The 22,054-nt window shown below is 48.3% G+C and carries 20 protein-coding genes and 2 tRNA genes; 4 read left to right on the forward strand and 18 right to left on the reverse strand.

Annotation, left to right across the window (positions count from 1 at the left end):
- Positions 1 to 81: 81 nt before the first annotated feature.
- From GEV47_RS01730 to cysS, 6 genes are all read right to left on the reverse strand, one after another.
- Positions 82 to 174 (reverse strand) — tRNA-Ser (locus GEV47_RS01730).
- 145 nt (positions 175 to 319) lie between these two features.
- On the reverse strand, positions 320 to 1,570 hold the full coding sequence (locus tag GEV47_RS01735) for an aspartate kinase (protein ID WP_153232986.1): 1,251 nt from the start codon (positions 1,568 to 1,570) through the stop codon (positions 320 to 322).
- Between the two features lie 324 nt (positions 1,571 to 1,894).
- Complete coding sequence (tilS, locus tag GEV47_RS01740; RefSeq protein ID WP_153232987.1) at positions 1,895 to 3,316, reverse strand: tRNA lysidine(34) synthetase TilS; 1,422 nt, start codon at positions 3,314 to 3,316, stop codon at positions 1,895 to 1,897.
- A 73-nt stretch (positions 3,317 to 3,389) separates the two neighbouring features.
- A complete protein-coding gene (locus GEV47_RS01745; RefSeq protein WP_153232988.1) occupies positions 3,390 to 4,364 on the reverse strand; it encodes an acetyl-CoA carboxylase carboxyltransferase subunit alpha in 975 nt (324 codons plus the stop codon).
- A 95-nt stretch (positions 4,365 to 4,459) separates the two neighbouring features.
- Positions 4,460 to 5,134, reverse strand: coding sequence for a DNA-3-methyladenine glycosylase family protein (locus GEV47_RS01750; RefSeq protein ID WP_228124523.1), 675 nt, complete (start codon positions 5,132 to 5,134; stop codon positions 4,460 to 4,462).
- 5 nt (positions 5,135 to 5,139) lie between these two features.
- Entirely contained in the window at positions 5,140 to 6,540 is a 1,401-nt protein-coding gene (gene cysS / locus GEV47_RS01755) for a cysteine--tRNA ligase (RefSeq protein ID WP_153232990.1), read from the reverse strand.
- Between the two features lie 304 nt (positions 6,541 to 6,844).
- Between cysS and GEV47_RS01760 the strand changes: the two genes are divergently transcribed.
- The 3 genes from GEV47_RS01760 to GEV47_RS01770 are packed head-to-tail and all read left to right on the forward strand — an operon-like array spanning position 6,845 to position 8,814.
- Complete coding sequence (locus GEV47_RS01760; RefSeq protein ID WP_153232991.1) at positions 6,845 to 7,462, forward strand: peptidylprolyl isomerase; 618 nt, start codon at positions 6,845 to 6,847, stop codon at positions 7,460 to 7,462.
- A gap of 50 nt (positions 7,463 to 7,512) precedes the next feature.
- On the forward strand, positions 7,513 to 8,004 hold the full coding sequence (locus tag GEV47_RS01765) for a peptidylprolyl isomerase (RefSeq protein ID WP_153232992.1): 492 nt from the start codon (positions 7,513 to 7,515) through the stop codon (positions 8,002 to 8,004).
- 33 nt (positions 8,005 to 8,037) lie between these two features.
- Positions 8,038 to 8,814 (forward strand): UDP-2,3-diacylglucosamine diphosphatase, encoded by a 777-nt coding sequence (locus GEV47_RS01770; protein WP_153232993.1) that lies wholly within the window; start codon positions 8,038 to 8,040, stop codon positions 8,812 to 8,814.
- 23 nt (positions 8,815 to 8,837) lie between these two features.
- On the opposite strand, the gene GEV47_RS01775 is transcribed toward GEV47_RS01770, so the two are convergent.
- The 7 genes from GEV47_RS01775 to rnr all read right to left on the reverse strand — a co-directional run bounded on the left by GEV47_RS01775 (position 8,838) and on the right by rnr (position 15,517).
- On the reverse strand, positions 8,838 to 9,536 hold the full coding sequence (locus GEV47_RS01775; protein WP_228124524.1) for a YceH family protein: 699 nt from the start codon (positions 9,534 to 9,536) through the stop codon (positions 8,838 to 8,840).
- An 88-nt stretch (positions 9,537 to 9,624) separates the two neighbouring features.
- Positions 9,625 to 10,374 carry a serine O-acetyltransferase gene (gene cysE / locus GEV47_RS01780; RefSeq protein ID WP_153232995.1) on the reverse strand — a complete coding sequence of 250 codons (750 nt, stop codon included), beginning with the start codon at positions 10,372 to 10,374 and terminating at the stop codon, positions 9,625 to 9,627.
- A 37-nt stretch (positions 10,375 to 10,411) separates the two neighbouring features.
- A complete protein-coding gene (locus GEV47_RS01785) occupies positions 10,412 to 10,954 on the reverse strand; it encodes a GNAT family N-acetyltransferase (RefSeq protein WP_153232996.1) in 543 nt (180 codons plus the stop codon).
- Between the two features lie 62 nt (positions 10,955 to 11,016).
- Entirely contained in the window at positions 11,017 to 11,451 is a 435-nt protein-coding gene (locus GEV47_RS01790) for a VOC family protein (RefSeq protein ID WP_322741519.1), read from the reverse strand.
- Positions 11,448 to 12,065, reverse strand: a complete 618-nt coding sequence (locus GEV47_RS01795) for an HAD family hydrolase (RefSeq protein ID WP_153232997.1) — start codon at positions 12,063 to 12,065, stop codon at positions 11,448 to 11,450. Before GEV47_RS01795 ends, GEV47_RS01790 begins: the two co-directional genes overlap by 4 nt.
- A gap of 183 nt (positions 12,066 to 12,248) precedes the next feature.
- Positions 12,249 to 12,992: a 23S rRNA (guanosine(2251)-2'-O)-methyltransferase RlmB gene (gene rlmB, locus GEV47_RS01800; RefSeq protein ID WP_153232998.1), complete on the reverse strand. Its 744-nt coding sequence runs from the start codon at positions 12,990 to 12,992 to the stop codon at positions 12,249 to 12,251.
- An 8-nt stretch (positions 12,993 to 13,000) separates the two neighbouring features.
- Entirely contained in the window at positions 13,001 to 15,517 is a 2,517-nt protein-coding gene (gene rnr, locus GEV47_RS01805; RefSeq protein ID WP_153233742.1) for a ribonuclease R, read from the reverse strand.
- A gap of 191 nt (positions 15,518 to 15,708) precedes the next feature.
- Between rnr and GEV47_RS01810 the strand changes: the two genes are divergently transcribed.
- Positions 15,709 to 15,793: transfer RNA gene (locus GEV47_RS01810), tRNA-Leu, on the forward strand.
- A gap of 150 nt (positions 15,794 to 15,943) precedes the next feature.
- On the opposite strand, the gene GEV47_RS01815 is transcribed toward GEV47_RS01810, so the two are convergent.
- From GEV47_RS01815 to GEV47_RS01835, 5 genes are all read right to left on the reverse strand, one after another.
- On the reverse strand, positions 15,944 to 17,479 hold the full coding sequence (locus GEV47_RS01815) for a glycine betaine uptake BCCT transporter (RefSeq protein WP_153232999.1): 1,536 nt from the start codon (positions 17,477 to 17,479) through the stop codon (positions 15,944 to 15,946).
- A gap of 480 nt (positions 17,480 to 17,959) precedes the next feature.
- The gene (locus tag GEV47_RS01820) at positions 17,960 to 18,976 is read right to left on the reverse strand and encodes a peptide ABC transporter ATP-binding protein (protein WP_153233743.1); all 1,017 of its coding nucleotides are present in this window, start codon (positions 18,974 to 18,976) and stop codon (positions 17,960 to 17,962) included.
- On the reverse strand, positions 18,976 to 20,004 hold the full coding sequence (locus GEV47_RS01825) for an oligopeptide/dipeptide ABC transporter ATP-binding protein (RefSeq protein ID WP_153233000.1): 1,029 nt from the start codon (positions 20,002 to 20,004) through the stop codon (positions 18,976 to 18,978). The genes GEV47_RS01820 and GEV47_RS01825 overlap by 1 nt, the downstream gene beginning before the upstream one ends.
- A 27-nt stretch (positions 20,005 to 20,031) precedes the next feature.
- Complete coding sequence (locus GEV47_RS01830) at positions 20,032 to 20,964, reverse strand: ABC transporter permease subunit (protein WP_153233001.1); 933 nt, start codon at positions 20,962 to 20,964, stop codon at positions 20,032 to 20,034.
- Positions 20,961 to 21,971: an ABC transporter permease subunit gene (locus GEV47_RS01835; protein WP_153233002.1), complete on the reverse strand. Its 1,011-nt coding sequence runs from the start codon at positions 21,969 to 21,971 to the stop codon at positions 20,961 to 20,963. Before GEV47_RS01835 ends, GEV47_RS01830 begins: the two co-directional genes overlap by 4 nt.
- Positions 21,972 to 22,054: the final 83 nt, after the last annotated feature.

A 22,054-nucleotide genomic window follows, 5' to 3' on the forward strand; every position in this document is an offset into this window, starting at 1 on the left:
CAAAAAAACCGCGATCTCCGTAGAGAGTCGCGGTTTTTTTGCTCAGTAACAAGCTTCATGAAGCTGCTTGTTACTAAAATTTGGAGGAGGTGGTGGGATTCGAACCCACGATACGGGTATAAGCCGTATGCATCCTTAGCAGGGATGTGCCTTCGGCCACTCGGCCACACCTCCAAACTTGGTGCGGTATTACGTGAACACCGCAGCAAGGCAGGCATAATATCTTTTCAGAGGGCATTGGTCAATAATACTCGACCAATTTCGCTATTAAAAAGTAAAAAATATTTCTTAATCGGATATTTTTTGAAACTTGAGTACTTTAAGCATTTTCAAGGCCGAAAGCCTTGTGCAATGCACGTACTGCCAATTCCATATATTTCTCGTCGATCAACACCGAAATTTTGATTTCCGACGTCGAAATCAATTGAATGTTGATGCCCTCTTCCGACAAGGTGCGGAACATTTGCGAAGCGATACCGACATGGCTGCGCATACCGACACCAACAACAGAAACCTTCGATACTTTACTGTCGCCGATGATTTTGCCGGAGTTAACCAGTACTTTGACTTTATCATCCAACACTGACATGGTCTTATCGTATTCGCCACGTGGAACCGTGAAAGTAAAATCAGTTTTGCCATCCATGGATTGATTCTGAATAATCATATCCACTTCAATATTAGCGTCAGCAACTGCGCCTAGAATTTGATACGCGATACCTGGACGATCCGGCACGGCAACTACGGTGATTTTTGCTTCATCGCGGCTAAATGCGATGCCAGTGATAGTGGCTTGTTCCATTTTGGTGTCTTCCTCAAACGAAATCAGAGTGCCGGAAGCCATTTCTTCTTCCAGCGGCATTAAGGGGTCAGTCAACGAGGATAATACGCGCGTTGGCATTCTGTAATTACCAGCGAATTCAACTGAACGAATTTGCAGGATTTTTGAGCCTAATGAGGCCATTTCCAACATTTCTTCAAAAGTCACCGTGTTCAAACGGCGCGCTTCCGAAACCACGCGTGGATCAGTGGTGTAGACGCCATCGACGTCGGTATAAATCAGACATTCCGCAGCACCTAATGCTGCCGCCACCGCAACTGCTGACGTATCCGAACCACCGCGCCCCAAAGTCGTAATGTTGCCGTGATCATCGACGCCTTGAAAGCCGGTAATAATGACGACTTTGCCAGCATCTAAATCACGCCGCACTTTTGCATCATCAATTGAGCGGATGCGTGCTTTGGTGTGCGCGGAATCGGTCTTGACTGCAACTTGCCAGCCGGTGTAAGACACTGCCGGTTGATTAATGGCTTGCAATGCCATGGACAACAAGGCTACCGATGCTTGTTCGCCGGTTGCGGCCAACATGTCGAGTTCACGCGGGTCAGGTGTGCCAGTAATTTCTTTGGCCAAACCTAACAGACGGTTGGTTTCACCAGACATCGCTGAAGGAACGACAACAACCTGGTGGCCTGCGTTATGCCATTTGGCAACGCGTTTAGCGACATTCTTGATGCGCTCTGGCGAACCCATTGAAGTGCCGCCGTATTTGTGGACGATTAATGCCATAGGAGAGTAAATACAAGTAAGAGCGTAGGAGTGGAACCTGCTTAAAAAGGTATAAAGCTATGAATCTATTCAGAAACTGTAACCTCAACAAACTACGCCGACTTGGTCGTCAGCGAGGTAAAAGCAGTACATACCTTGTAAATATGTGTGCATTTGAGAAACGCCCGAGTCTGATGTCGACTCCTGCGCTTTGCTAGACAATAAGATTCTGAGGAAATCCTAAAAACAACCGCTAACTGTACCCGTTAAGCGACACGATGACAAGTAGCGAAGCCGCATAGCTGCTATAAAAAGTGAGCATTTAGTAGTAAATACAGCAACAAATCAGATAAGCAAGTTGTGCAATTGCTTACGCAAAGACAAATTATCAGCCTGCCAACGCAAACGAATATTCGCTTCGCCCTCGGTGGTTAATTGATGGCTATCCATCCCAAGGCCAGCAGCAAACAACAACTTGGCACCGTTATGCACCAAAGGCAACGTCTCTCTTTCCCAGGCCGGAATATCCATCGCTTGATAAAGATTTTTCAAAGGCTTGGTCGGACGATTCGCCGCAAGCTTAAGGCGCTCGCCTCCGCTACGGTATTTTAGTTGCAATGACTGCAGACGTAGCCATGCCGGATCCACGCCCTGCTCCGCTACGCCAACTACGTCGAAGTGCAAAGTGCCGCCATATATTGGGAATGCGATCTCGCTTTCACCGTTCCAACGAAACGCGATAGGCGCAATATCTTCTCTATCCAGATCATCACGCGCAGTCAAAAAAACGCGATCGCGATGGCGTCGGATATGGCATTCAGGATGTGTCACACAAATTTGCGCGTCATCTTTTGCAGACAGCAATTGCGCTCGCGCCTCACTCAACCATGCACTGGAAGGCATACGCAAATCATGCAAACCAAACCAATAACGTAGCAAATTATCCTGACGATCTGCACTCAATTGTCGAAATGGCGGAAGATTAAGGTGATTATCAGAAATCGTGGCACTCAAATCCTGAGCTGCCAACTCAATCAATAATCGCTGACTAGATTGCATATGGCCGGCAGTACGCGCCAAACGCTCTTGAAAGCCGCCAAAATACCGGCTTAACACGGGCATTACCTGACTACGCAATGCGTTACGGGCGTAGCGCGGGTCGTCATTTGACTCATCTTCGACGTAGCTTATGTTGTGACTGACTGCGTATTTTTCGAGCTCAGCACGCGAAAATGCCAGCAATGGTCGCGCCATCTGCAAGCTTGCATCATTTAGCAAAGTCGGCGCAGTATTTAGGTTATCCATGCCAGATAAACCGGCCACGCCAGAGCCGCGCAACAATTGCAGCAGCACTGTTTCAGCCTGATCATCCTGGTGATGCGCAGTCAAGATTAACGGCACTTGATGCTGGCGACACATATCACCCAATGCAGCATAACGACTATGGCGCGCTGCTTCTTCAACACCGGTTTTCCCGGTATTGCCTATGTTGACTCTGCGTTCGTCAAAACGAATATTGCGCTCCGCGCATTCCTGCGCACAATGCGTCGACCATTTATCCGCATTCGGACTAAGTCCATGATGCACATGAAATGCGTATAACGTGAGTTTATGCGCAGTCGCGTATTGCGCAACCAGATGCAGCAGTACAGACGAATCGAGCCCGCCGCTATAGGCAATCGCCAACGATGTCGAAGGCACATTAGGGGAAATAGAAAAAGCGCGCTGAGTAATACTCGTCAGCGCGCTTTCAAATTGTTCAGTCATATTTTCTATCTGATGTTGCACGTTTTACCCTCCGCTCACTTGCTGGCGAGAGGGTAAATTTGCCTATCCATGATTATTCTGCAGCAGAAATTTCTTTGAATTTTCCGTAGCTCATCAATTTCTCGTGACGCGCCGCCAACAGATCTTTAGTCTTCACGTCTTGGAATTGGCGCAAGGTGTCGGCCAATGCGCGTTTCAATAAACTAGCCATCAGTTTTGGATCACGATGCGCGCCGCCCAATGGTTCGTTCACAATTTTGTCGATCAAACCAACCGCTTTTAAACGGTGCGCAGTCAGACCCAGCGCATCTGCTGCATCTGACGCACGCTCTGCACTCTTCCACAAAATCGAAGCGCAACCTTCTGGAGAAATCACGGAATAAGTTGAGTACTGCAACATCAACACGGCATCACCCACCGCCAACGCCAACGCGCCACCAGAACCACCTTCGCCAATAATGGTGGCAATCAATGGCACTTTAAGCTCGGCCATGACATACAGATTATGACCAATCGCTTCGGATTGCCCGCGCTCTTCCGCATCAATCCCCGGCCATGCGCCAGTAGTATCGATAAACGTGAAAACAGGAATACCGAATTTTTCTGCCAGCTTCATTAAGCGCATGGCTTTGCGATAGCCTTCTGGTTTAGGCATCCCGAAATTACGCAGCGCACGCTCTTTGGTATCGCGTCCCTTTTGATGACCGATCACCATGCAAGACTGCCCATTAAAGCGTGCCAGACCACCGACAATCGCCAAGTCATCGGCGAAGCTACGATCGCCATGCAGCTCATGGAAATCCGTGAATATTTCTCTCACATAATCCAAGGTGTAAGGACGTTGTGGATGCCGTGCAATCTGTGAGACCTGCCAAGGAGTCAATTTTGCGTAGATATCCTTGGTTAACTGCTGGCTCTTTTTCGATAGCCGATCAATTTCTTCTGAGATATCGACAGCCGAATCGTCTTGTACGAAACGTAATTCTTCGATTTTGGCATCTAGCTCAGCCATCGGCTGCTCAAAGCCTAGAAATGTGGTTTTACTCATCGTATTCCTCTTATTTTGACCCAGTCATGGGGCGATGATGCGTATTTACAATGTTCTGCAATATTGATATTTTGCAAATATCAATAGGTTTCAATTCAGTATTCTACCGGTACTGGCTCTAAACTGCGCCATAAATACCATGTGGCAACAGTTCGCCACGGCTCCCAATTGGCAGCAACCTCGCGTGCATCGCTGCGAGATACTGGCTCGCCTGAGAAATAATTCACGCTAATACCTTTGAGTAATCCCAAGTCATCCAAAGGTAAAATATTCGGGCGGAGCAGATTAAATATCAAAAACATCTCCGCTGTCCAGCGCCCAATGCCACGAATTTGGGTTAACTCGGCAATGACGTCCTCATCTTCCATTTCCATCCATTTATCTGCATGGACGCGTTTCGTCTTGAAATGTTCTGCTAAATCAATGATGTATTCGGCTTTACGTTTGGATAACCCGCAAGCAGCTAACTGCTCATTCCCCGCTTTGAGTACTTGCGCCGGCGTACATTTCGGACAAATTAACAGAAATTTCTGCCAGACCGATTCTGCGGCCTTGATCGAAATTTGCTGCCCTACGACTGAGCGCGCCAATGTCGTAAAAGGTTCGCCACGTCCGGTCAGATGTAAATCACCGAACTGTGGAATCAATTTACGCATGATGCGATCACGCTTCATCAACTCAATCTTCGCGTCTTCCCAATAGGCGGCAACAATTATCTTGGTATCGGCTTTACCGGCTGCACTCTCAGCGTCAGTTAATACTTTTCCCATACAAACTATGCCCTCCGCCATTCGGTACGACCATCGGGTTTATCTTCCAGTATGACACCATCATCCAATAGTGCAGCGCGAATGCTATCGGCAGCGGCAAAATCTTTGGCTTTTTTTGCGGCTAAACGTGCAGCGATTTTGCTGCCTATCTCTTCATCAGAAAGACCTGAAACATCAGCATTAGGCGAAAAACGCCCCTTCAAAAAATCGTCAGGGGTGCGACCTAGAAAACCTAGCGCAGCACCCAACAGCTTCAATTGTCGCGCTAAAGCAGGTGATTTTGTTTTATTGATTTCATTGGCAAGATCAAACAGAACCGCAATCGCCCCTGGCGTATTAAAGTCATCGTTCATAGCTTCGGCAAAACGTATGGCATACGCTTCATTGCTATCTAACGGCAACGCATCGGGCGCAACTTCGTTCAACGCTGTGTATAAACGGGTTAATGCCTGCTTGGCATCATCCAGATGCACATCTGCGTAGTTGGATGGACTGCGATAGTGGGTACGTAAAATAAAGAACCGTATAACTTCTGCGTCGTACTCTTTTAACACTTCACGGATCGTAAAGAAATTATTGAGCGACTTCGACATTTTTTCGGCATTAATATTGATAAAGCCGTTGTGCATCCAGTAATTGACGAACTTGTGGTCATGGGCGCCTTCGGATTGGGCGATTTCATTTTCATGATGCGGAAATTGCAAATCCTGTCCGCCACCATGGATATCAAAGTGATCGCCGAGTATCGCGCCTGCCATAGCAGAACACTCAATCGCCCAGCCTGGCCGACCAGCACCCCATTGCGACGGCCATTTGACTTCTTCCGGTTCGCTTATTTTTGCTGCTTTCCATAAAACAAAATCCAGCGGATCGCGTTTACCGGTATTGACATCAACACGCTCACCGGCGCGTAAATCATCCAGTGATTTGCCCGACAACTTACCGTATCCAGAAAAATTTCGAACCGCATAATTCACATCGCCATCACTGGCCATATAAGCCAGATTTTTTTCTTCTAATTTGCCAATAATTGATAGCATCTGCGGAATATAGTCACGCGCACGCGGTTCGTGATCGGGCTTCTGCACGCCCAACGCAGCGGCGTCCTCGTCCATAGCTAGAATAAAACGCTCCGTCAATTGCGAAATGGTTTCTCCATTTTCAACCGCACGGCGAATGATTTTGTCATCAATATCCGTGATGTTACGGACATAAGTCACCTCAAAGCCCGATTGCCGCAACCAGCGCTGCACCATGTCGAACACCACCAACATGCGTCCATGGCCAATATGGCAGTAATCGTATACGGTCATTCCGCAGACATACATGCGCACCTTGCCAGGTTCAATAGGAGAAAACAGCTGCTTCTCACGCGCCAGCGTGTTATATATTTTTAGATTGCTCATCGGGGGTTACAGGTTAGTGCTTAGGGGTTAATGCTTTACTTAACGAAAAACGTTAAGGCAAAAAAAACAATTGCTCGTGGGTTCCAGCGTCGGCAAAATCAACGAAAGCGATCAACAACAGCGCGGTGTCAATTCTATGTGGCTCGCAGCATGGTGATCAAAATTCTTTTGCACGGTCTTATTTGATACTTAGTTTGATAAAATGCACAGTCGCGCTGCTTTTGATTGCAGGCATTCGGCACAGTATATCAAAGTAAACATTGCTCATTAAGCGAAATCTTATCTTTCACATCAAGGAATTTTAATGCAACGCATCATATCCATCTCTCGTCGCACATTCGTTAGCGTGTTGGTATCGTCAGTTGCTGCGCTCTCATTATCGGTATCGATGGCGCATGCAGCAGCACCGGCAGCCACCACAGCGGCAGCGCCACACGTGCTATTAAAAACCAATATGGGTGATATTGTATTGGAATTGAATCAGGCAAAAGCGCCAAAAACTGTCGCCAATTTTCTGGCTTATGTCAAAAATGGCCACTATAACGGTACAATTTTTCACCGTGTCATTGGCAGTTTTATGATTCAAGGTGGTGGCTTTGACACCAAGATGAATGAAAAACCAGCGCCAAACAGAGTAGTCAACGAAGCCAGCAATGGCTTAAAAAACGTCAATTATAGCGTTGCCATGGCGCGTACCTCCGACCCACAGTCAGCCAGTGCACAGTTTTTCATCAACGTTAAAGACAATCAATTTCTAGACTATCCTGGCCAGGACGGATTTGGTTATGCCGTGTTTGGTAAGGTCATCAAAGGACAGGACGTCGTCGACAAAATCAAACAAGTACCGACCGGCTCAAAAAATGGCATGGGTGACGTACCACTAACGCCTGTGGTTATTGAGTCTGCCACCGTAACGAAATAATCATCAAATAATTTAACTATTTTTCAATCAACCTATTTAAAGGGATTAACATGACAACCGTTCTACTCACAACGAATCACGGCAAGATCACCATCGAACTCGACGCAGACAAAGCGCCTAAGTCGGTTGAAAATTTCCTTGCCTATGTCAACTCCGGCCACTACAACGGCACTATTTTCCATCGCGTCATCGATGGTTTCATGGTCCAGGGCGGCGGCTTTGAGCCAGGCATGAAGCAAAAGCCGACTAATGCTCCGGTTGAAAACGAAGCAAAAAACGGCCTGAAAAATGAGCCATACACCCTTGCTATGGCACGCACTTCAGACCCACACTCTGCTTCTGCGCAATTTTTCATCAACGTTAAAAACAATAGCTTCCTCGATTACCCAGGTCAAGACGGCTGGGGTTATTGCGTATTTGGTAAAGTCACTGATGGCAAAGAAATTGTCGATGCCATCAGAGCCGTGAAAACTACGCGTAGTGGCATGTTTTCAGATGTCCCAGCTGAAGATGTCGTTATCGAAAAAGCAGAAGTCGTTTAAATAGCAGCACTTACGTAAAAGCATCAGCCCACTATGACAGTCATTGCAAAAGAAACGCCTGTAGTTGCTTTGTTCATTTCCGATCTGCATCTGCAAGAAGCACATCCACATACTACGCAAGCGTTCTTTACTTTTTTGCAGACACATGCACGTCACGCCCGGCAATTGTATTTGCTGGGCGATTTGTTTGAATACTGGGCTGGTGACGACGATCTGGAAACACCTTATAACCGGCAAATTGCTGAGGCCATTCGCCAAGTCAGCGATGCCGGCGTTCAGGTGTTTTGGATCGCCGGTAATCGTGATTTTTTGGTGGGTGAAGTTTTTGCACAGACAGCTGGCCTCACATTATTACCCGATCCATACGTCGCGACCATAGCTGGTCGTCGCGTGGCGCTAGCGCACGGTGACGCGCAATGTACTGATGACCTTGCCTACATGGCGTTTCGCGCACAAGTACGACAGCCAGCCTTTCAACAGCAGTTTTTAGCGCAGCCACTGGCGCAACGCAAAGCATTTATAGCTGGCGTGCGAAAAGAAAGCCAGGAAGGCCATCGACATAAATCCATGGAAATCATGGATGTTAACGCAGAGGCAATCGCTGCCCTGTTTGACAGTACCGACACTGACACGCTGATACACGGCCATACGCACAGGCCGGCGCTGCATCATTATGCTGATAGCAAGCGTCTGCGCTATGTCTTACCTGATTGGGAATACGACGTTGAAAATAAGCGTGGTGGCTGGATTGCCATCGATAGCGACGGCTCGATTCATCGCTTTGATTTTGATGGTGCTGAACTCGTTTAAATAAGCCGGTTGCCGATATCTATTTATTCAAACTGAAGCTTGAATTCTGCAAACTGGTTAGTCAAGTCTGCAACTTGCTGCTTTAGAGTCGAAACCTCCTCTTCCAAAGCCGCTATCTTGTCCTGCCGCTCTTGTCGAGATGCTGTTCCACCCAAAGCTTCGGCCATTACTTGCTGCTCCAGCAGGTCATCACCAGCTAACAAATGCGCATAACGAGACTCTTTCGTACCCGGCCCCTTGGCCAGACGCGCAACCAATGGTGGGTATTTATCAATCAGAAATTGCAGTGCCGTCTCGACTTCATTCACCGACGCAAATTCAAATTGACGGCCGGTACGGGTCCGTAACTCGCCAGCCGTTTGCACACCGCGCAACATCAGCGTCGTCAACACAGCCACTTTATCTTGCTCCAAAGTCCATTTGACACGCATTCGATGCTCGTATTTAGAAACGCGCGCACCGGCTTGGTTGACCTCAACCACCAGTTTGCGTTGCATCAGGCGGTGCAGCACATCTTGCACTGTTGCCTCTGAAATCGACATCACTGGATCACGGCTGGAAAGCTGATTGCAGCCGTTAGTGAGGGTATTCAAAGACAAAGGATAATTATCAGGCGTGAGCGCTTCTTTCTCAGCCAATACCGCGAGCACGCGAATTTCAAACGCATCGAGAATCGCGTCGTTGCTATCTCCACCCATAGACGTATCCATATCAGCCATCATCGCCGCCCATCTTTTTCAATTGTGTATAAATTTGCTTACCGTATGCAATAACGACTTAAGAAATATTAAATCGATTATTCGGGATTGCTTACTCGATCAATTTATTCAACTCTTCTGAATCAAACTCGTCGCACTTCGGCAAAGTTTCGCAGGTAATCCCGGCCGCAGCTAACAATGTCACGATACGTGAAATACGCTGCTCCTGCGCAGCGGCATTGTCTATCAAGCCGTGCAACGCTTTTGACAAGGGGTCATCACCATTCGGTGTTACACCATAAGCCGCAAACATTCTTGCAGCGGCGGCTTCTTTTTCATCATGAATATCTTTTTGAATAATCCGCGCAGGATTACCGATCGCCGTTGCGCCTGCCGGCACCTCCTTGACCACCACGGCATTAGAACCAACTTTGGCGCCTTCACCCACCGTAAAGCCACCCAACACTTGGGCGCCGGCACCGATAATCGCGCCACGCCCCAATGTGGGATGGCGTTTTGCGCCTTTATTCAGGGAAGTGCCGCCTAATGTAACGCCTTGATAAATCGTGCAATCGTCGCCCACTTCCGCAGTCTCACCGATCACAACGCCAAAACCGTGATCAATAAACACGCGACGACCTATGGTGGCGCCGGGATGAATTTCGATGCCGGTAAAAATCCGCGCAATATGCGAAATAAAACGCCCCGGCCATTTAAAACCATTATGCCAACAATGATGCGCCCAGCGATGCAGCACGATGGCATGCAACCCTGGATAGCAAGTCAGCACTTCCCACTGCGTGCGTGCAGCAGGATCTCGCGCCATGATATTGGCGATGTCTTCACGAATACGACTGAACATATGGGGACTTATATAAATGCGGAGGCGTAATGATATTCTAAATGACGATATTCGGTTGTTGCCGTAGGGATTCTGGGCGATATGCCAAGACTAGATTTTTGTACTGATCTTCTCCCATTTCAAAAACCGTGGTACCAATTTCAACAAAACCTAGTTTTCGATAAAAAGCCAGTGCATTTTCATTTTGATAATACGCAGTCAGCCAAAAGTCTGTATGTCCTTTTTCAGCTTGAATCAATTTGGCAATACTCGCTACCAGTGCCCTGCCTATACCTTGACCAGCGAAATATTCCTGCACATACAAAGTGTCCAATTCAACATCTAGCGCCTGGTTGGATGGGCATGGCGAAGCAATATCAACAACAGCATAAGCAACAGCATGATCCGCAACGTCTGCTATCAATATACGTATCGTGTCGTCCTGTAGCAGCTCACGGAAGTTTTGCGGGGTGAATTCGTTGATAACATAATCCGCGGTGGTGTGATCCACTCCTTCTTCGGCGTAGGTATGCAGCCAGATTTGAATGGCTAGTGCCGCCAAAATAGTGGCGTCTTTGGCAGTGGCTGGGCGAATTTTCATAGTCTTAACGACATCTAAAAATGAACGGTTAGTGTACGATCGAACTACGTACAAACTTTACCTCAAGTTGGCACATCCCACGCATCATGACGCTCTCGCCTCTCCAAACGATAATTGGTCACTTCAAGCCGTATTCCATCCGGATCATTAAAAAACGTTGCCCAATAATCCGGTGCGTAATCTGAATGCAGTTGAGGTTCTGTCGCATCAATACCCGCCGCACGCAAATTAGCGGCAACCGAAGTCACATCAGCAACCGAGTCGGCGCGAAAACAAAGGTGATGTAATCCCGGCGAATAAGCCTCGTGAACATTTGCGCCTCTTGCCGGGCGCAACACATAACCAAAATGACGATTGAAGTATTGAATGTGTGTATCGCCATGAATGGCAAAAACACTCTTTCGAAAACCAAGCACTGTCATGACGCGATCATAAAATAGCTCTGATCGCGCCAGATCAGAAACGGTGATGTAAATATGATCGATGCCAATAATCACAAAACGTCTAATGCAATCAATTCTGCTTTAAGCTGCTGCGGCGATTGGAAGTGAATCCCATGAAAACCCAACTCTCGCGCTGCAACAACGTTATAGAGCATGTCATCAATATAAACCGAAGAATTCGGTGTGATGTTGTAGCGGTTGATCAGCACCTGATAAATCGCTTTGTCAGGCTTACGCATCTTCTCCTCGCCAGACACCACACGACCATCAAACCAGTGCAAGAAATCATACATTTCCAACGCCACCGGAAAAGTTTCTGCGCTCCAGTTGGTCAGTGCATATAACTTCTTATCAGTATTCGATTTTAAATGCCGCAAAATTTCAAGTGTGCCTTGAATCGGACCGCTCAGCATTTCGGTCCAACGGCCATAGAAAGCGCGAATGGCAGTCTCATGGTCAGGAAATTTTTGCAGCAGCACCGCTGTTCCTTCCTGCAAACTTCTCCCAGCATCTTGCTGCAGGTTCCAGTCTTGCGTACAGACCGTAGACAGAAACCATCTGCGCTCTTCTTCACTCGGAAAAATAGAACGGTAAAGATATTCAGGATTCCAATCAACCAGCACGCCACCTAAATCGAAAACGACGGTATTAATTTTCTGTTTATCCATAACGCGCTCTAAGTAACACCCCGTAACTGATTTGAATTATTCACGACAAATAAAATTCATCTCCGTTATTCCCGCGAACGCGGGAATCCATGTTGCGTAGCTTGGATCTCCACGTTCGCGAGGACGACGGCGGTATTTTCAATTGCTGCGGGCACAATATGCTAACACCGTGCTCCCGTCAGATTAAACGCCTTTAACAATCCGCTGACGTCGTGCTTCGTACAAGCAAACACCAGAAGCCACGGAAACATTCAGACTTTCAACGGAACCAAACATCGGCACATTCACTAATACGTCACAAGTTTCGCGTGTTAAACGGCGCATGCCTTCGCCTTCCGATCCCATGATCAACGCTGCGGGACCAGAAAAATCGGCTTCGTACAAACTTTTTTCACCATCTTCAGTTGTGCCGATTAACAATACATCACGCTCTTTTAGTTCACGCAATGTGCGCGCCAGATTAGTGACGGTGATGTACGGAACAGTATCTGCCGCGCCGCTGGCGACTTTCATTGCAGTGGCGTTCAATCCCACCGCACGATCCTTAGGAGCAATCACAGCATGCGCACCAACGCCATCGGCGACACGCAAGCATGCGCCCAGATTATGCGGATCCGTAATTCCGTCAAGGATCAACAACAACGGCGGGCCATCAATCGCATCCAACAATTCATCCAAATTACGGGCCAGCGACAGCTCGCCCGCTTTGGCAACCACGCCTTGATGACGTCGCGTACCAACGATATTGGCCAGGCGCTGCTCGTCCGCCTGAATGATGCGAACGCCTAAGCCTTTCGCCGTGTACAACAAATCTTTCATGCGTGCATCGACACGATTGGCGTCGACGTAAATTTCTTCTACCGACGATGCTTCATGGCGTAGACGGGCAGTGACGGCGTGGAAGCCAAAAATCATTTTACTTTTCATGTTCTATCTTATCTTTTTCGGGACTTGCTGGGCTTCACAAAAGCTTTTGGCTCTCGTGATTTCTTTTCTGGTTTGATCACAATCTTGGCTTTTTTGGCCTTGGTTGCTGGTGCTGCTCTTGCAGGTTTGCTTACTGCAACCTTGCTGGTTTTATTTGTTTTACGGCTGGCTGTAGTTTTAGCTGTCTTGTTCGGTACGCGATTGGCAGGCGTAGTATCCGCTTTTGCTTTTCTGACTATGGATTTTGCATGTTCGCTATCAGCACGTCTGGCTTCATTCCGCAAGACGGTTTTAATGCCAGGCTCATTGACCAATCGCAGATCAATTTTACGCGCATCTAAGTCAACCCGGCTAACCTGCACCGTAACGCGATCAGTTAATTGATAGCGAATCCCGGTGCGCTCACCGCGCAACTCGTGACGCGATTCATCGTATTGGAAATAATCCGCTCCCAATTCCGTCACATGTACCAAACCTTCAATGTACAAAGCATCAAGCTGTACAAAAATGCCGAAAGTGGTCACGCCAGAAATGGTACCGGTAAATTCCTCGCCGAGTTTGTCGCGAATGAAGTAGCACTTGAGCCACGCTTCCACATCACGCGATGCTTCATCGGCACGACGTTCGTTGGCCGAACAATGTACGCCTAACGCTTCCCATATTGCCAGACTGCCTTCATTACGTTTTTTACCGGCGGCTTTATCTTCCGCCTGCTTCTTGCGTCCGGCTGGCGACAGCATGGTATTTAAACCTGCCGTATCCATACCTTTAGGTTCATAGCGCTTGCCAACCAAAATCGCTTTGATCGCACGATGGGTCAATAAATCCGGATAACGTCGGATCGGGCTGGTGAAATGCGCGTAATGCTCGTACGACAAACCGAAGTGACCGATATTTTCCGGGTTATATACCGCTTGCTGCATCGAACGCAGCAACATTGTTTGCAACAACAATGCATCTGGACGCTCTTTGATTTTCGGCAGCAAAGCGGCGTAATCAGAAGCAGATGGCGTATCGCCGCCAGCTAAAGTCAAGCCGACTTGCTTCAAGAAAGTGCGTAACACTGCCAATTTCTCTTTGGTTGGACTAGCGTGTATGCGGAACAAACCGGGATGCTTATGCCGCTGCAGCAAATCCGCGGCGCACACATTGGCCGCCAACATGCACTCTTCAATCAAACGATGTGCGTCATTACGCGTACGAGGCAGGATTTTTTCTATCTTGCCGACTGCATTACAGACGATGTAGGTTTCTGTGGTTTCAAAATCAATTGCCCCGCGTGCCTGGCGCGCTTGCAATAAGGCATGAAACACTTCATACAGGTGCAATAAATGGGGAACTAAACCCGGGCGCTTTCCTGCTTCGGGACCTTTGGTATTACCAAGAATCGCGGCAACTTCGGTATACGTTAATCGGGCAGCTGAATGGATCACCGCTGGATAGAATTGATAGGCTTTGATTTCGCCTTTGGCGGTAATCACGGCATCGCACACCAAAGTCAATCTGTCGACATCTGGATTTAACGAACATAGGCCGTTGGATAATTTTTCCGGCAACATCGGAATCACACGACGCGGGAAATACACCGAGGTACTGCGTTCTAATGCGTCAACATCTAGCGCGTCATTCGGTTTAACGTAATGACTGACATCCGCAATTGCAACGATCAGGCGATAACCATTAACGCGGCCAATCTTGACTGGTTCACAATACACCGCATCATCAAAATCACGCGCATCTTCGCCATCAATGGTGACCATCGGCACATCACGCAAATCGACGCGATCTACCAGATCGGCATCGACTACAGTGTTAGGGATTTTTGCTGCCTGCTTTAATGCCGCTGCCGAAAATACATGCGGAACGCCAAACTTGCGCACCGCGATTTCAATTTCCATACCAGGATCGTCAATATCACCCAGAATTTCGGCAATTTTACCGACCGGCTGCGAATAACGTGATGGCTGCTCTGTCAGCTCAACGCTGACGACTTGCCCTGCTTTAGCCTTGCCGGGCGAGCCCGCCAAAATAATGTCCTGGTTGATGCGATTATCTTCAGGGGCAATCACCCATACCCCATTTTCGTTGAGCAAACGCCCAATCACGTGGGTATTGGCACGGGTCACCACTTCGACGATAGTGCCTTCCGGACGGCCACGTCTGTCAGTGCCAATGATGCGCGCCTGTACGCGGTCACCGTTGAGCACTTTTTGCATTTCTTTTTCTGGCAAAAAGACGTCACCACCGCCATCGTCAGGAATCAAAAAGCCAAAGCCATCGCGGTGGCTGCTGACGCGCCCTTCGATAAAATCGGGAGAATTTGTTAATTTATAAACACCGGCGCGATCTGCTTTGATTTGTCCATCACGCTCCATGGCATTCAGGCGGCGCGTCAAACCTTCCATTTCATCAGGTTTAACACTCAGTGCGGCAGCAAGAGCGGCCGCGTTTTGCGGTTCTGACGTAGTCCGCAACAGGCCGAGAATTTCCTCTCGGGTAGGAATGGTGTAGGAATATTGGCTCAAATGGCTCTCGGTAGGTTTCATTGATAATCGAACATAAGGTCTTTAGTGTAACGGAGGATGTCACCATTCTCCTAGCCAAGGACGCGTTTTAACGTGTTTTTTATTGCAACGCATTATCTTCTTTTAATCTCTTTTAATCAGGAAGTTGACTTATTGCTGATTTGCTCTATAATCTCGCTTCTTCGCAGGAAGCCCACGTGGCGGAATTGGTAGACGCGCATGGTTCAGGTCCATGTGCCTTCGGGTGTGGGGGTTCGAGTCCCTCCGTGGGCACCAAGTAATTGGTGTAAAAAGTAGTAAAGTAGTAAATTAGAGAAACCGCATAAGCATTCGTGTTTATGCGGTTTTTTTTATTTTCTATTCGCAAAACTTTCCAGATTACGAAATAACGGGGAAAGACTACGTCCTCCCCCGATCGAACATCCGTTACGACGACGAGCTCTCGCGCTCACTCAATAATCGCTCCAACAATTTATCGCGCGCGTGACGACGACGCTCCAGTTTATTGGCTTCCACGTCCAAAGCCTTTACCAATCCCACGCACATCATCAGCATGATGACCATGAAAGGTAAAGCAATCACAATCGAGGTTGCCTGCACGCCTTTTAAGCCACCGGACATTAACAAGATGGCTGCCACCAAAGCCGTCAATACTCCCCACACCAGCTTGATTCTGGCCGAAGGTGTTGGATTGCCTTTACTGGTCATCATGCCAAGCACAAAAGTTGCCGAATCCGCCGAGGTAACAAAAAACACTGAAACCAAAACAATCGCCAGCAACGAGGTCAGCGTTCCCCATGGTAATGAGTCCAACATCGAAAACAAGACCAATGAAGTATCTTGTTTGACGACTTCAACCAAGGGTAAATGATCAAACATGACAGCGTGTAATGCTGCTCCACCAAAGGTGGCAAACCACAAAAAGCTAATCAAAGAAGGAACTAGCAGCACACCCGTAACAAATTCGCGAATAGTACGACCACGTGAAATGCGGGCAATAAACATACCGACAAAAGGCGCCCAGGTTACCCACCAGGCCCAATAGAACAAGGTCCAGTCAGCAATCCAGGTGCCTTTTGAAAATGGCGTCAAGCGCATACTCATGGCAACCAGATTATTCAAATAGTCACCCAATGTCGTGGTCAACATATCCATGATGAACAAGGTCGGGCCGAGTGACAGCACAAATAGCAATAACAACATCGCCAGCACCATATTGATGTTGCTCAGTATCTTGACGCCACGATCCAAGCCGCTAAGCGAAGATGCCAGATACAGGATTGCCGCGATAGCGATTACGGTCAATTGCAAGGAAATGCCATTGTCCAAACCAAACACTTTATGCAAGCCGCTACTGATTTGCATAGCGCCCAAACCGAGCGAAGTGGCGACCCCGAAAGCGGTCGCGACAACCGCCAGAATATCGACAGTTTTACCGATGGGTCCTTGTGCACGCTTACCAATGAGCGGTTCGAATGTGGTGCTCATCAACATCGGTCGGTCACGGTTGAATTTAAAAAAGGCTAATGCCAAACCGACGACGCAATAAGCTGCCCACGGATGCAAGCCCCAGTGGAAAAAAGTGTAACGCAAACCGATACGTGCCGCGTCTGCACTTTCCGGAATGCCGAATGGTGGTGTCGCATAATGCGAAAGCGGTTCTGCCACGCCCCAAAACACCAACCCAATCCCCATTCCCGCAGCAAACAGCATCGAAAACCAGCTATGACGCGTGAAATCGGGCTCGGCATCTTCTCCGCCCAGCCGAATTTTTCCGTAGCGACTAAAGGCCAAATACAGAGCGAATACCAGGAAACCAAACATCGATAATAAATAGAACCAGCCAAAACGCGCAATAGTGGCGGAAAGTGCGAACTGCATCACACTAGCCAAACCTAATGGCGACAATGCGCCCCATAGGACGAACATCGATACAAGAATTAAAGAAACGATTAAAACCATAGAACTTCTCATCTTTCTAATGAATATTCTTATCATTCAAAAAATAAATGATGCAAGAAAATTAATGAAGATACTGCACTGATAAGACCATTTATATGGCTAAAGCGACCTCACTTTATGAAGGGCATTATTACTATATCAACCAGCTTGAAGGATACTGATACTGCTGTCGTGCATAAGCTCGCTGAGCATTGCAGATATGATAAAAATAGCAAAAACCAAGCTAATTACATCTCGTGAATCAGCCTTACATTGTTTGCACTTTACTTATGGGAAATACGAACGATAACTACATCGCGAAGAATAACAGAGGTCGTAGTATACAACATGTAACAAAATCATGTACAACCGGTAACAAAATAACAAGTGCACGAAAGCAAATTCGACGTAATACCTTCCAATAATTCAAGTATTGGAAGGTATTACTTCAGCCCGACTTCCGCGCCGATCAAATCGTGAATACGATTAATTCATTGCCGATTAATTAATCTCTGCAACGCGATGACAAGCCACCAAACGCCCCTCAAACATTTGCAGTAATGGCACTTCTTGACGGCAGCGATCCACTGCATGCGGACAGCGGTTGTTGAAACTACAACCTGGCGGTGGCGCTAACGGCGATGGCAACTCACCCGGCAACATCATTTTTTGTTGGCGTTGTGCCGGGTCTATCCTTGGCGTGCTGGCCAATAAAGCTTTGGTATAAGGATGCAACGGGCGACTGAATATCTGCTCCTTGCTACCATGCTCTACTGCTTTGCCGAGATACATCACCAAAACGTCGTCGGCGATATGCTCTACTACCGATAAGTTATGCGAAATAAATAGATAAGCAACGCCGCTAGCCTCTTGCAAATCCATGAGCAGATTCAACACTTGCGCCTGAATCGACACATCCAATGCCGATACCGGTTCATCGGCAACGATGATTTTCGGATCAAGCATCAAAGCACGGGCAATCGCGACACGCTGGCGCTGACCACCGGAAAACATATGTGGATAGCGATTGTAATGCTCGGGTCGCAACCCCACTTTTGCCATCATCGCCTGCGCTTTTTCGCTGCGCTCAACCTGACTCAGTTTGGTATTGATAATCAACGGCTCTTCCAGCATGGCGCTGACTTTTTTACGCGGATTTAAACTGGCGTAAGGATTTTGAAACACCATTTGCACTAACGGCCGCACGCGTTTTAACGTCGCATGGTCGGCATGGGCGATGTTGGCGCCATCCATCCATAACTCACCGCCGGTTGGTGGCTCTATCATCGTGATTTGACGCGCCAGAGTCGATTTTCCGCAACCGGACTCCCCTACCACTGCCAAGGTTTTCCCTGCGGTTAATACAAAAGAAATGCCATCCAGTGCTTTGGCCGTTGCTTTGGGCTTGAACAGTCCTTGCCCGACGCTATAATGCTTACTAAGGTTTTTCGCTTCCAGTAAAACGTTTTGTTTGTCGTTTGTGTTGCTTGCCTTACTTGCATTGCTTAGTGTATTCATCATGCTGCCTTCCGATTCAATAACTGATTAAGCGGAATAGCTTGCCAATCATTGCCAGGCTTTCCGTCAGCTGTGAGTGGGTAATGGCAACGTACTTGCATGCCATCTGTCCCAGCCAACGCCGGACTTTCATCCCGACAACGGGTAGTCGCATAGCTGCAACGCGGGCTTAACAGACAACCCTGCGGCCTATCGTATTGTCCCGGTACGACACCAGGAATAGTTTGCAGGCGCGCACGACCTATATTGTGCTCTGGTAGTGCCGCCAATAAAGCCTGGGTATAAGGATGTTGAGGCGCGTTAAAGATATCGGGTACTCGGCCAGTTTCCACCACGCGACCGGCATACATCACCACTACCCTTTGCGCGGTCTGCGCAACCACGCTCAGATCGTGAGTAATCAGCATCAAGGCCATGCCACGATCGCGCTGCAACTGCAATAACAGTTCCAGCATTTGTGCCTGCACCGTTACATCGAGCGCCGTCGTTGGTTCATCAGCGATTAACAAACGTGGGTTACAGGCAATCGCAATCGCTACCATCACACGTTGACTCATGCCGCCGGATAGTTGATGCGGATAAGCATCGAGTCGACGTTCCGGATCAGGAATATCGACTTGCTTCAATAATGCCAGTGCTTTTGCGCGCAATTCTTTCTGTGAACCGCCTTGATGTACACGCAAAGTTTCTATCAATTGATAAGCAACAGTAAATGATGGATTCAGGCTAGTCATCGGATCCTGGAAGATCATCGCGATATCTTTACCCAACATGCTGCGTCGTTGCTTCTCCGGCATCTTCAGCAAGTCTTTGCCATCAAACGCCATTCGCTCGGCATTGACTCTGCCGGGATAATCAATCAGTCCCATCAAGGCCAGAGAAGTGACGCTTTTTCCAGAACCGGATTCACCTACGATGCCGACCACTTCCCCCGCTTCAATATTCAGATCAAGTCCATCGACCGCAATAAAAGGCGATGCCGGTGAACCGAATTGAACGCCAAGGTTTTTAATTTCTAGTAATGCCATGTTGTTTTCTCTTTCTTAGCGCTTGACTTAACGTTTGAGTTTTGGATCCAGCGCATCACGCAAGCCATCACCCATCAAATTAAACGCCAGTACCGAGATCAAAATTGCTAATCCTGGGAATGTGACGACCCACCATGCACTTTGAATAAATTCCAAAGCGCTGGCCAACATAGACCCCCATTCCGGCGTCGGTGGTTGCGCGCCAAGACCGAGAAAGCCCAACGCCGCGGCATCCAGAATCGCCGAAGAAAATCCCAGAGTTGCTTGCACAATCAACGGCGCCGCGCAGTTTGGCAAAACACAATTGAACATAATTCGCCACTTACTGGCACCGGCAATCCGTGATGCGCTGACGTAGTCTTTTTCCATTTCGCCGATTACTGCAGCGCGTGTCAGTCGCGTATAGTGCGGCAACATCACAATCGCAATCGCGTACATGGCATTCATCAAACCTGGGCCGAGAATAGCGACCACTGCAATGGCCAATAACAAACTTGGCAGTGCCAGCATGATGTCCATCAAACGCATGATCGCCACTTCCACCATGCCACGGAAATAGCCGGCGAACAGGCCGAGAATAACGCCTAAGATCATGGACAGAGATACCGATACCAGACCGATGATCAGCGACAGACGTGCTCCGTGGATCAAACGCGACAACATATCGCGGCCTACCGGATCGGTGCCAAGCAAGAATTTCATCGAGCCGCCGTCTTGCCAGAATGGCGGGACTAAAATCGCCTCGCGATATTGGTCGATAGCCGAATGCGGCGCAATCAGATCTGCAAACAGCGCCATCAGCACCATCAGGCAGACAATTGCCAGGCCGATTACGGCGCCGCGATTCTGGCTGAAATAGCCCCAGAATTCGCGTAGTGGTTTCGGTGGCGCAGCAACTGCGGCAGACGGCTTTAATGGTGCCGATGATGAAGTCGATGTATTGATAGATGGGTTACTCATTTGCGATGCCGTATACGAGGATTAATCACGCCGTACAACAGATCCACGATCAAATTGACGATGATGATGATAGTGGCAGAAAGCAGAATCCCGCCCTGCACCACCGGATAGTCGCGACGCTGAATTGCGCCAACCAGCCATTTGCCGATACCCGGCCATGAGAAAATTGTTTCCGTTAAAATTGCGCCTGCCAGCAAAGTGCCGACCTGTAAGCCGATCACCGTTACCACCGGGATCAAGCCATTACGCAACGCATGCACACCAACTACGCGCCAGGGCGACAAGCCTTTCGCACGCGCGGTACGGACGTAATCTTCACGTAATACTTCCAGCATGGCCGAACGCGTCATCCGCGCAATCACCGCCAGCGGAATAGTGCCCAATGCAATAGTTGGCAAGATCAAATGCGACACAGCCGATTTAAATGCCCCAGGATCGCCAGCCAACAAACTGTCAATCAACATGAAACCGGTCACTGGCGGAATATCGAATAGAAGATCGATCCGCCCCGAGACGGGCGTCCAACCCAAGGTCACGGAAAATAATAAAATGAGCAATAGCGCCCACCAAAAGACCGGCATCGAATAACCGGTGAGCGACGCGCCCATCACTGAATAATCAAGTACGGTATTGCGCTTTAAAGCTGCCAAAATACCGGCTGGAATACCAATGATCAAGGCGAATAACATTGCACAAGTGGCCAGTTCCAACGTTGCTGGAAACAGCGCCAAAAATTCTGTCAGCACCGATTCATGGGTGGTCACAGACATACCTAAATCGCCATGAAATACTTTGCCGAGATAAGAAAAATATTGCACATAGAGCGGTTGATCCAGCCCAAAGTCGTGCATCATTTGCGCATAACGCACCGGATCCATACCGCGCTCTCCGGATAACGCTTCAACCGCATTTCCGGGAATCAAATGGATCAATAAAAATACGAGCAGCGTAATGCCTAGAAAGGTCGGTATGACCAAGCCAAGACGCCGCAGGAGAAATCCAAACATTGAGAGTACCTGCTGAAGGAAAACTAAAATTGTGTAAGGTGAGCACAAAAAACATGCCCACCTTACGCTGATTGAGTGACTTA

Origin of the sequence: Glaciimonas soli (assembly GCF_009497155.1) — a bacterium.
Classification (GTDB): Bacteria; Pseudomonadota; Gammaproteobacteria; order Burkholderiales; family Burkholderiaceae_D; genus Glaciimonas; species Glaciimonas soli.

Bases quoted from the DNA above. Each gene is read 5' to 3' on its own strand.
- GEV47_RS01830 (WP_153233001.1), bottom strand. From the start codon at position 20,964: ATGAGTAACCCATCTATCAATACATCGACTTCATCATCGGCACCATTA.
- GEV47_RS01770 (WP_153232993.1), top strand. From the start codon at position 8,038: ATGACAGTCATTGCAAAAGAAACGCCTGTAGTTGCTTTGTTCATTTCC.
- GEV47_RS01765 (WP_153232992.1), top strand. From the start codon at position 7,513: ATGACAACCGTTCTACTCACAACGAATCACGGCAAGATCACCATCGAA.
- GEV47_RS01750 (WP_228124523.1), bottom strand. From the start codon at position 5,134: ATGGGAAAAGTATTAACTGACGCTGAGAGTGCAGCCGGTAAAGCCGAT.
- rlmB (WP_153232998.1), bottom strand. From the start codon at position 12,992: ATGAAAAGTAAAATGATTTTTGGCTTCCACGCCGTCACTGCCCGTCTA.
- GEV47_RS01820 (WP_153233743.1), bottom strand. From the start codon at position 18,976: ATGAATACACTAAGCAATGCAAGTAAGGCAAGCAACACAAACGACAAA.
- tilS (WP_153232987.1), bottom strand. From the start codon at position 3,316: ATGACTGAACAATTTGAAAGCGCGCTGACGAGTATTACTCAGCGCGCT.
- GEV47_RS01735 (WP_153232986.1), bottom strand. From the start codon at position 1,570: ATGGCATTAATCGTCCACAAATACGGCGGCACTTCAATGGGTTCGCCA.
- cysE (WP_153232995.1), bottom strand. From the start codon at position 10,374: ATGTTCAGTCGTATTCGTGAAGACATCGCCAATATCATGGCGCGAGAT.
- GEV47_RS01825 (WP_153233000.1), bottom strand. From the start codon at position 20,004: ATGGCATTACTAGAAATTAAAAACCTTGGCGTTCAATTCGGTTCACCG.
- GEV47_RS01835 (WP_153233002.1), bottom strand. From the start codon at position 21,971: ATGTTTGGATTTCTCCTGCGGCGTCTTGGCTTGGTCATACCGACCTTT.
- GEV47_RS01760 (WP_153232991.1), top strand. From the start codon at position 6,845: ATGCAACGCATCATATCCATCTCTCGTCGCACATTCGTTAGCGTGTTG.
- GEV47_RS01815 (WP_153232999.1), bottom strand. From the start codon at position 17,479: ATGGTTTTAATCGTTTCTTTAATTCTTGTATCGATGTTCGTCCTATGG.
- GEV47_RS01795 (WP_153232997.1), bottom strand. From the start codon at position 12,065: ATGGATAAACAGAAAATTAATACCGTCGTTTTCGATTTAGGTGGCGTG.
- GEV47_RS01775 (WP_228124524.1), bottom strand. From the start codon at position 9,536: ATGATGGCTGATATGGATACGTCTATGGGTGGAGATAGCAACGACGCG.
- GEV47_RS01785 (WP_153232996.1), bottom strand. From the start codon at position 10,954: ATGAAAATTCGCCCAGCCACTGCCAAAGACGCCACTATTTTGGCGGCA.
- cysS (WP_153232990.1), bottom strand. From the start codon at position 6,540: ATGAGCAATCTAAAAATATATAACACGCTGGCGCGTGAGAAGCAGCTG.
- GEV47_RS01745 (WP_153232988.1), bottom strand. From the start codon at position 4,364: ATGAGTAAAACCACATTTCTAGGCTTTGAGCAGCCGATGGCTGAGCTA.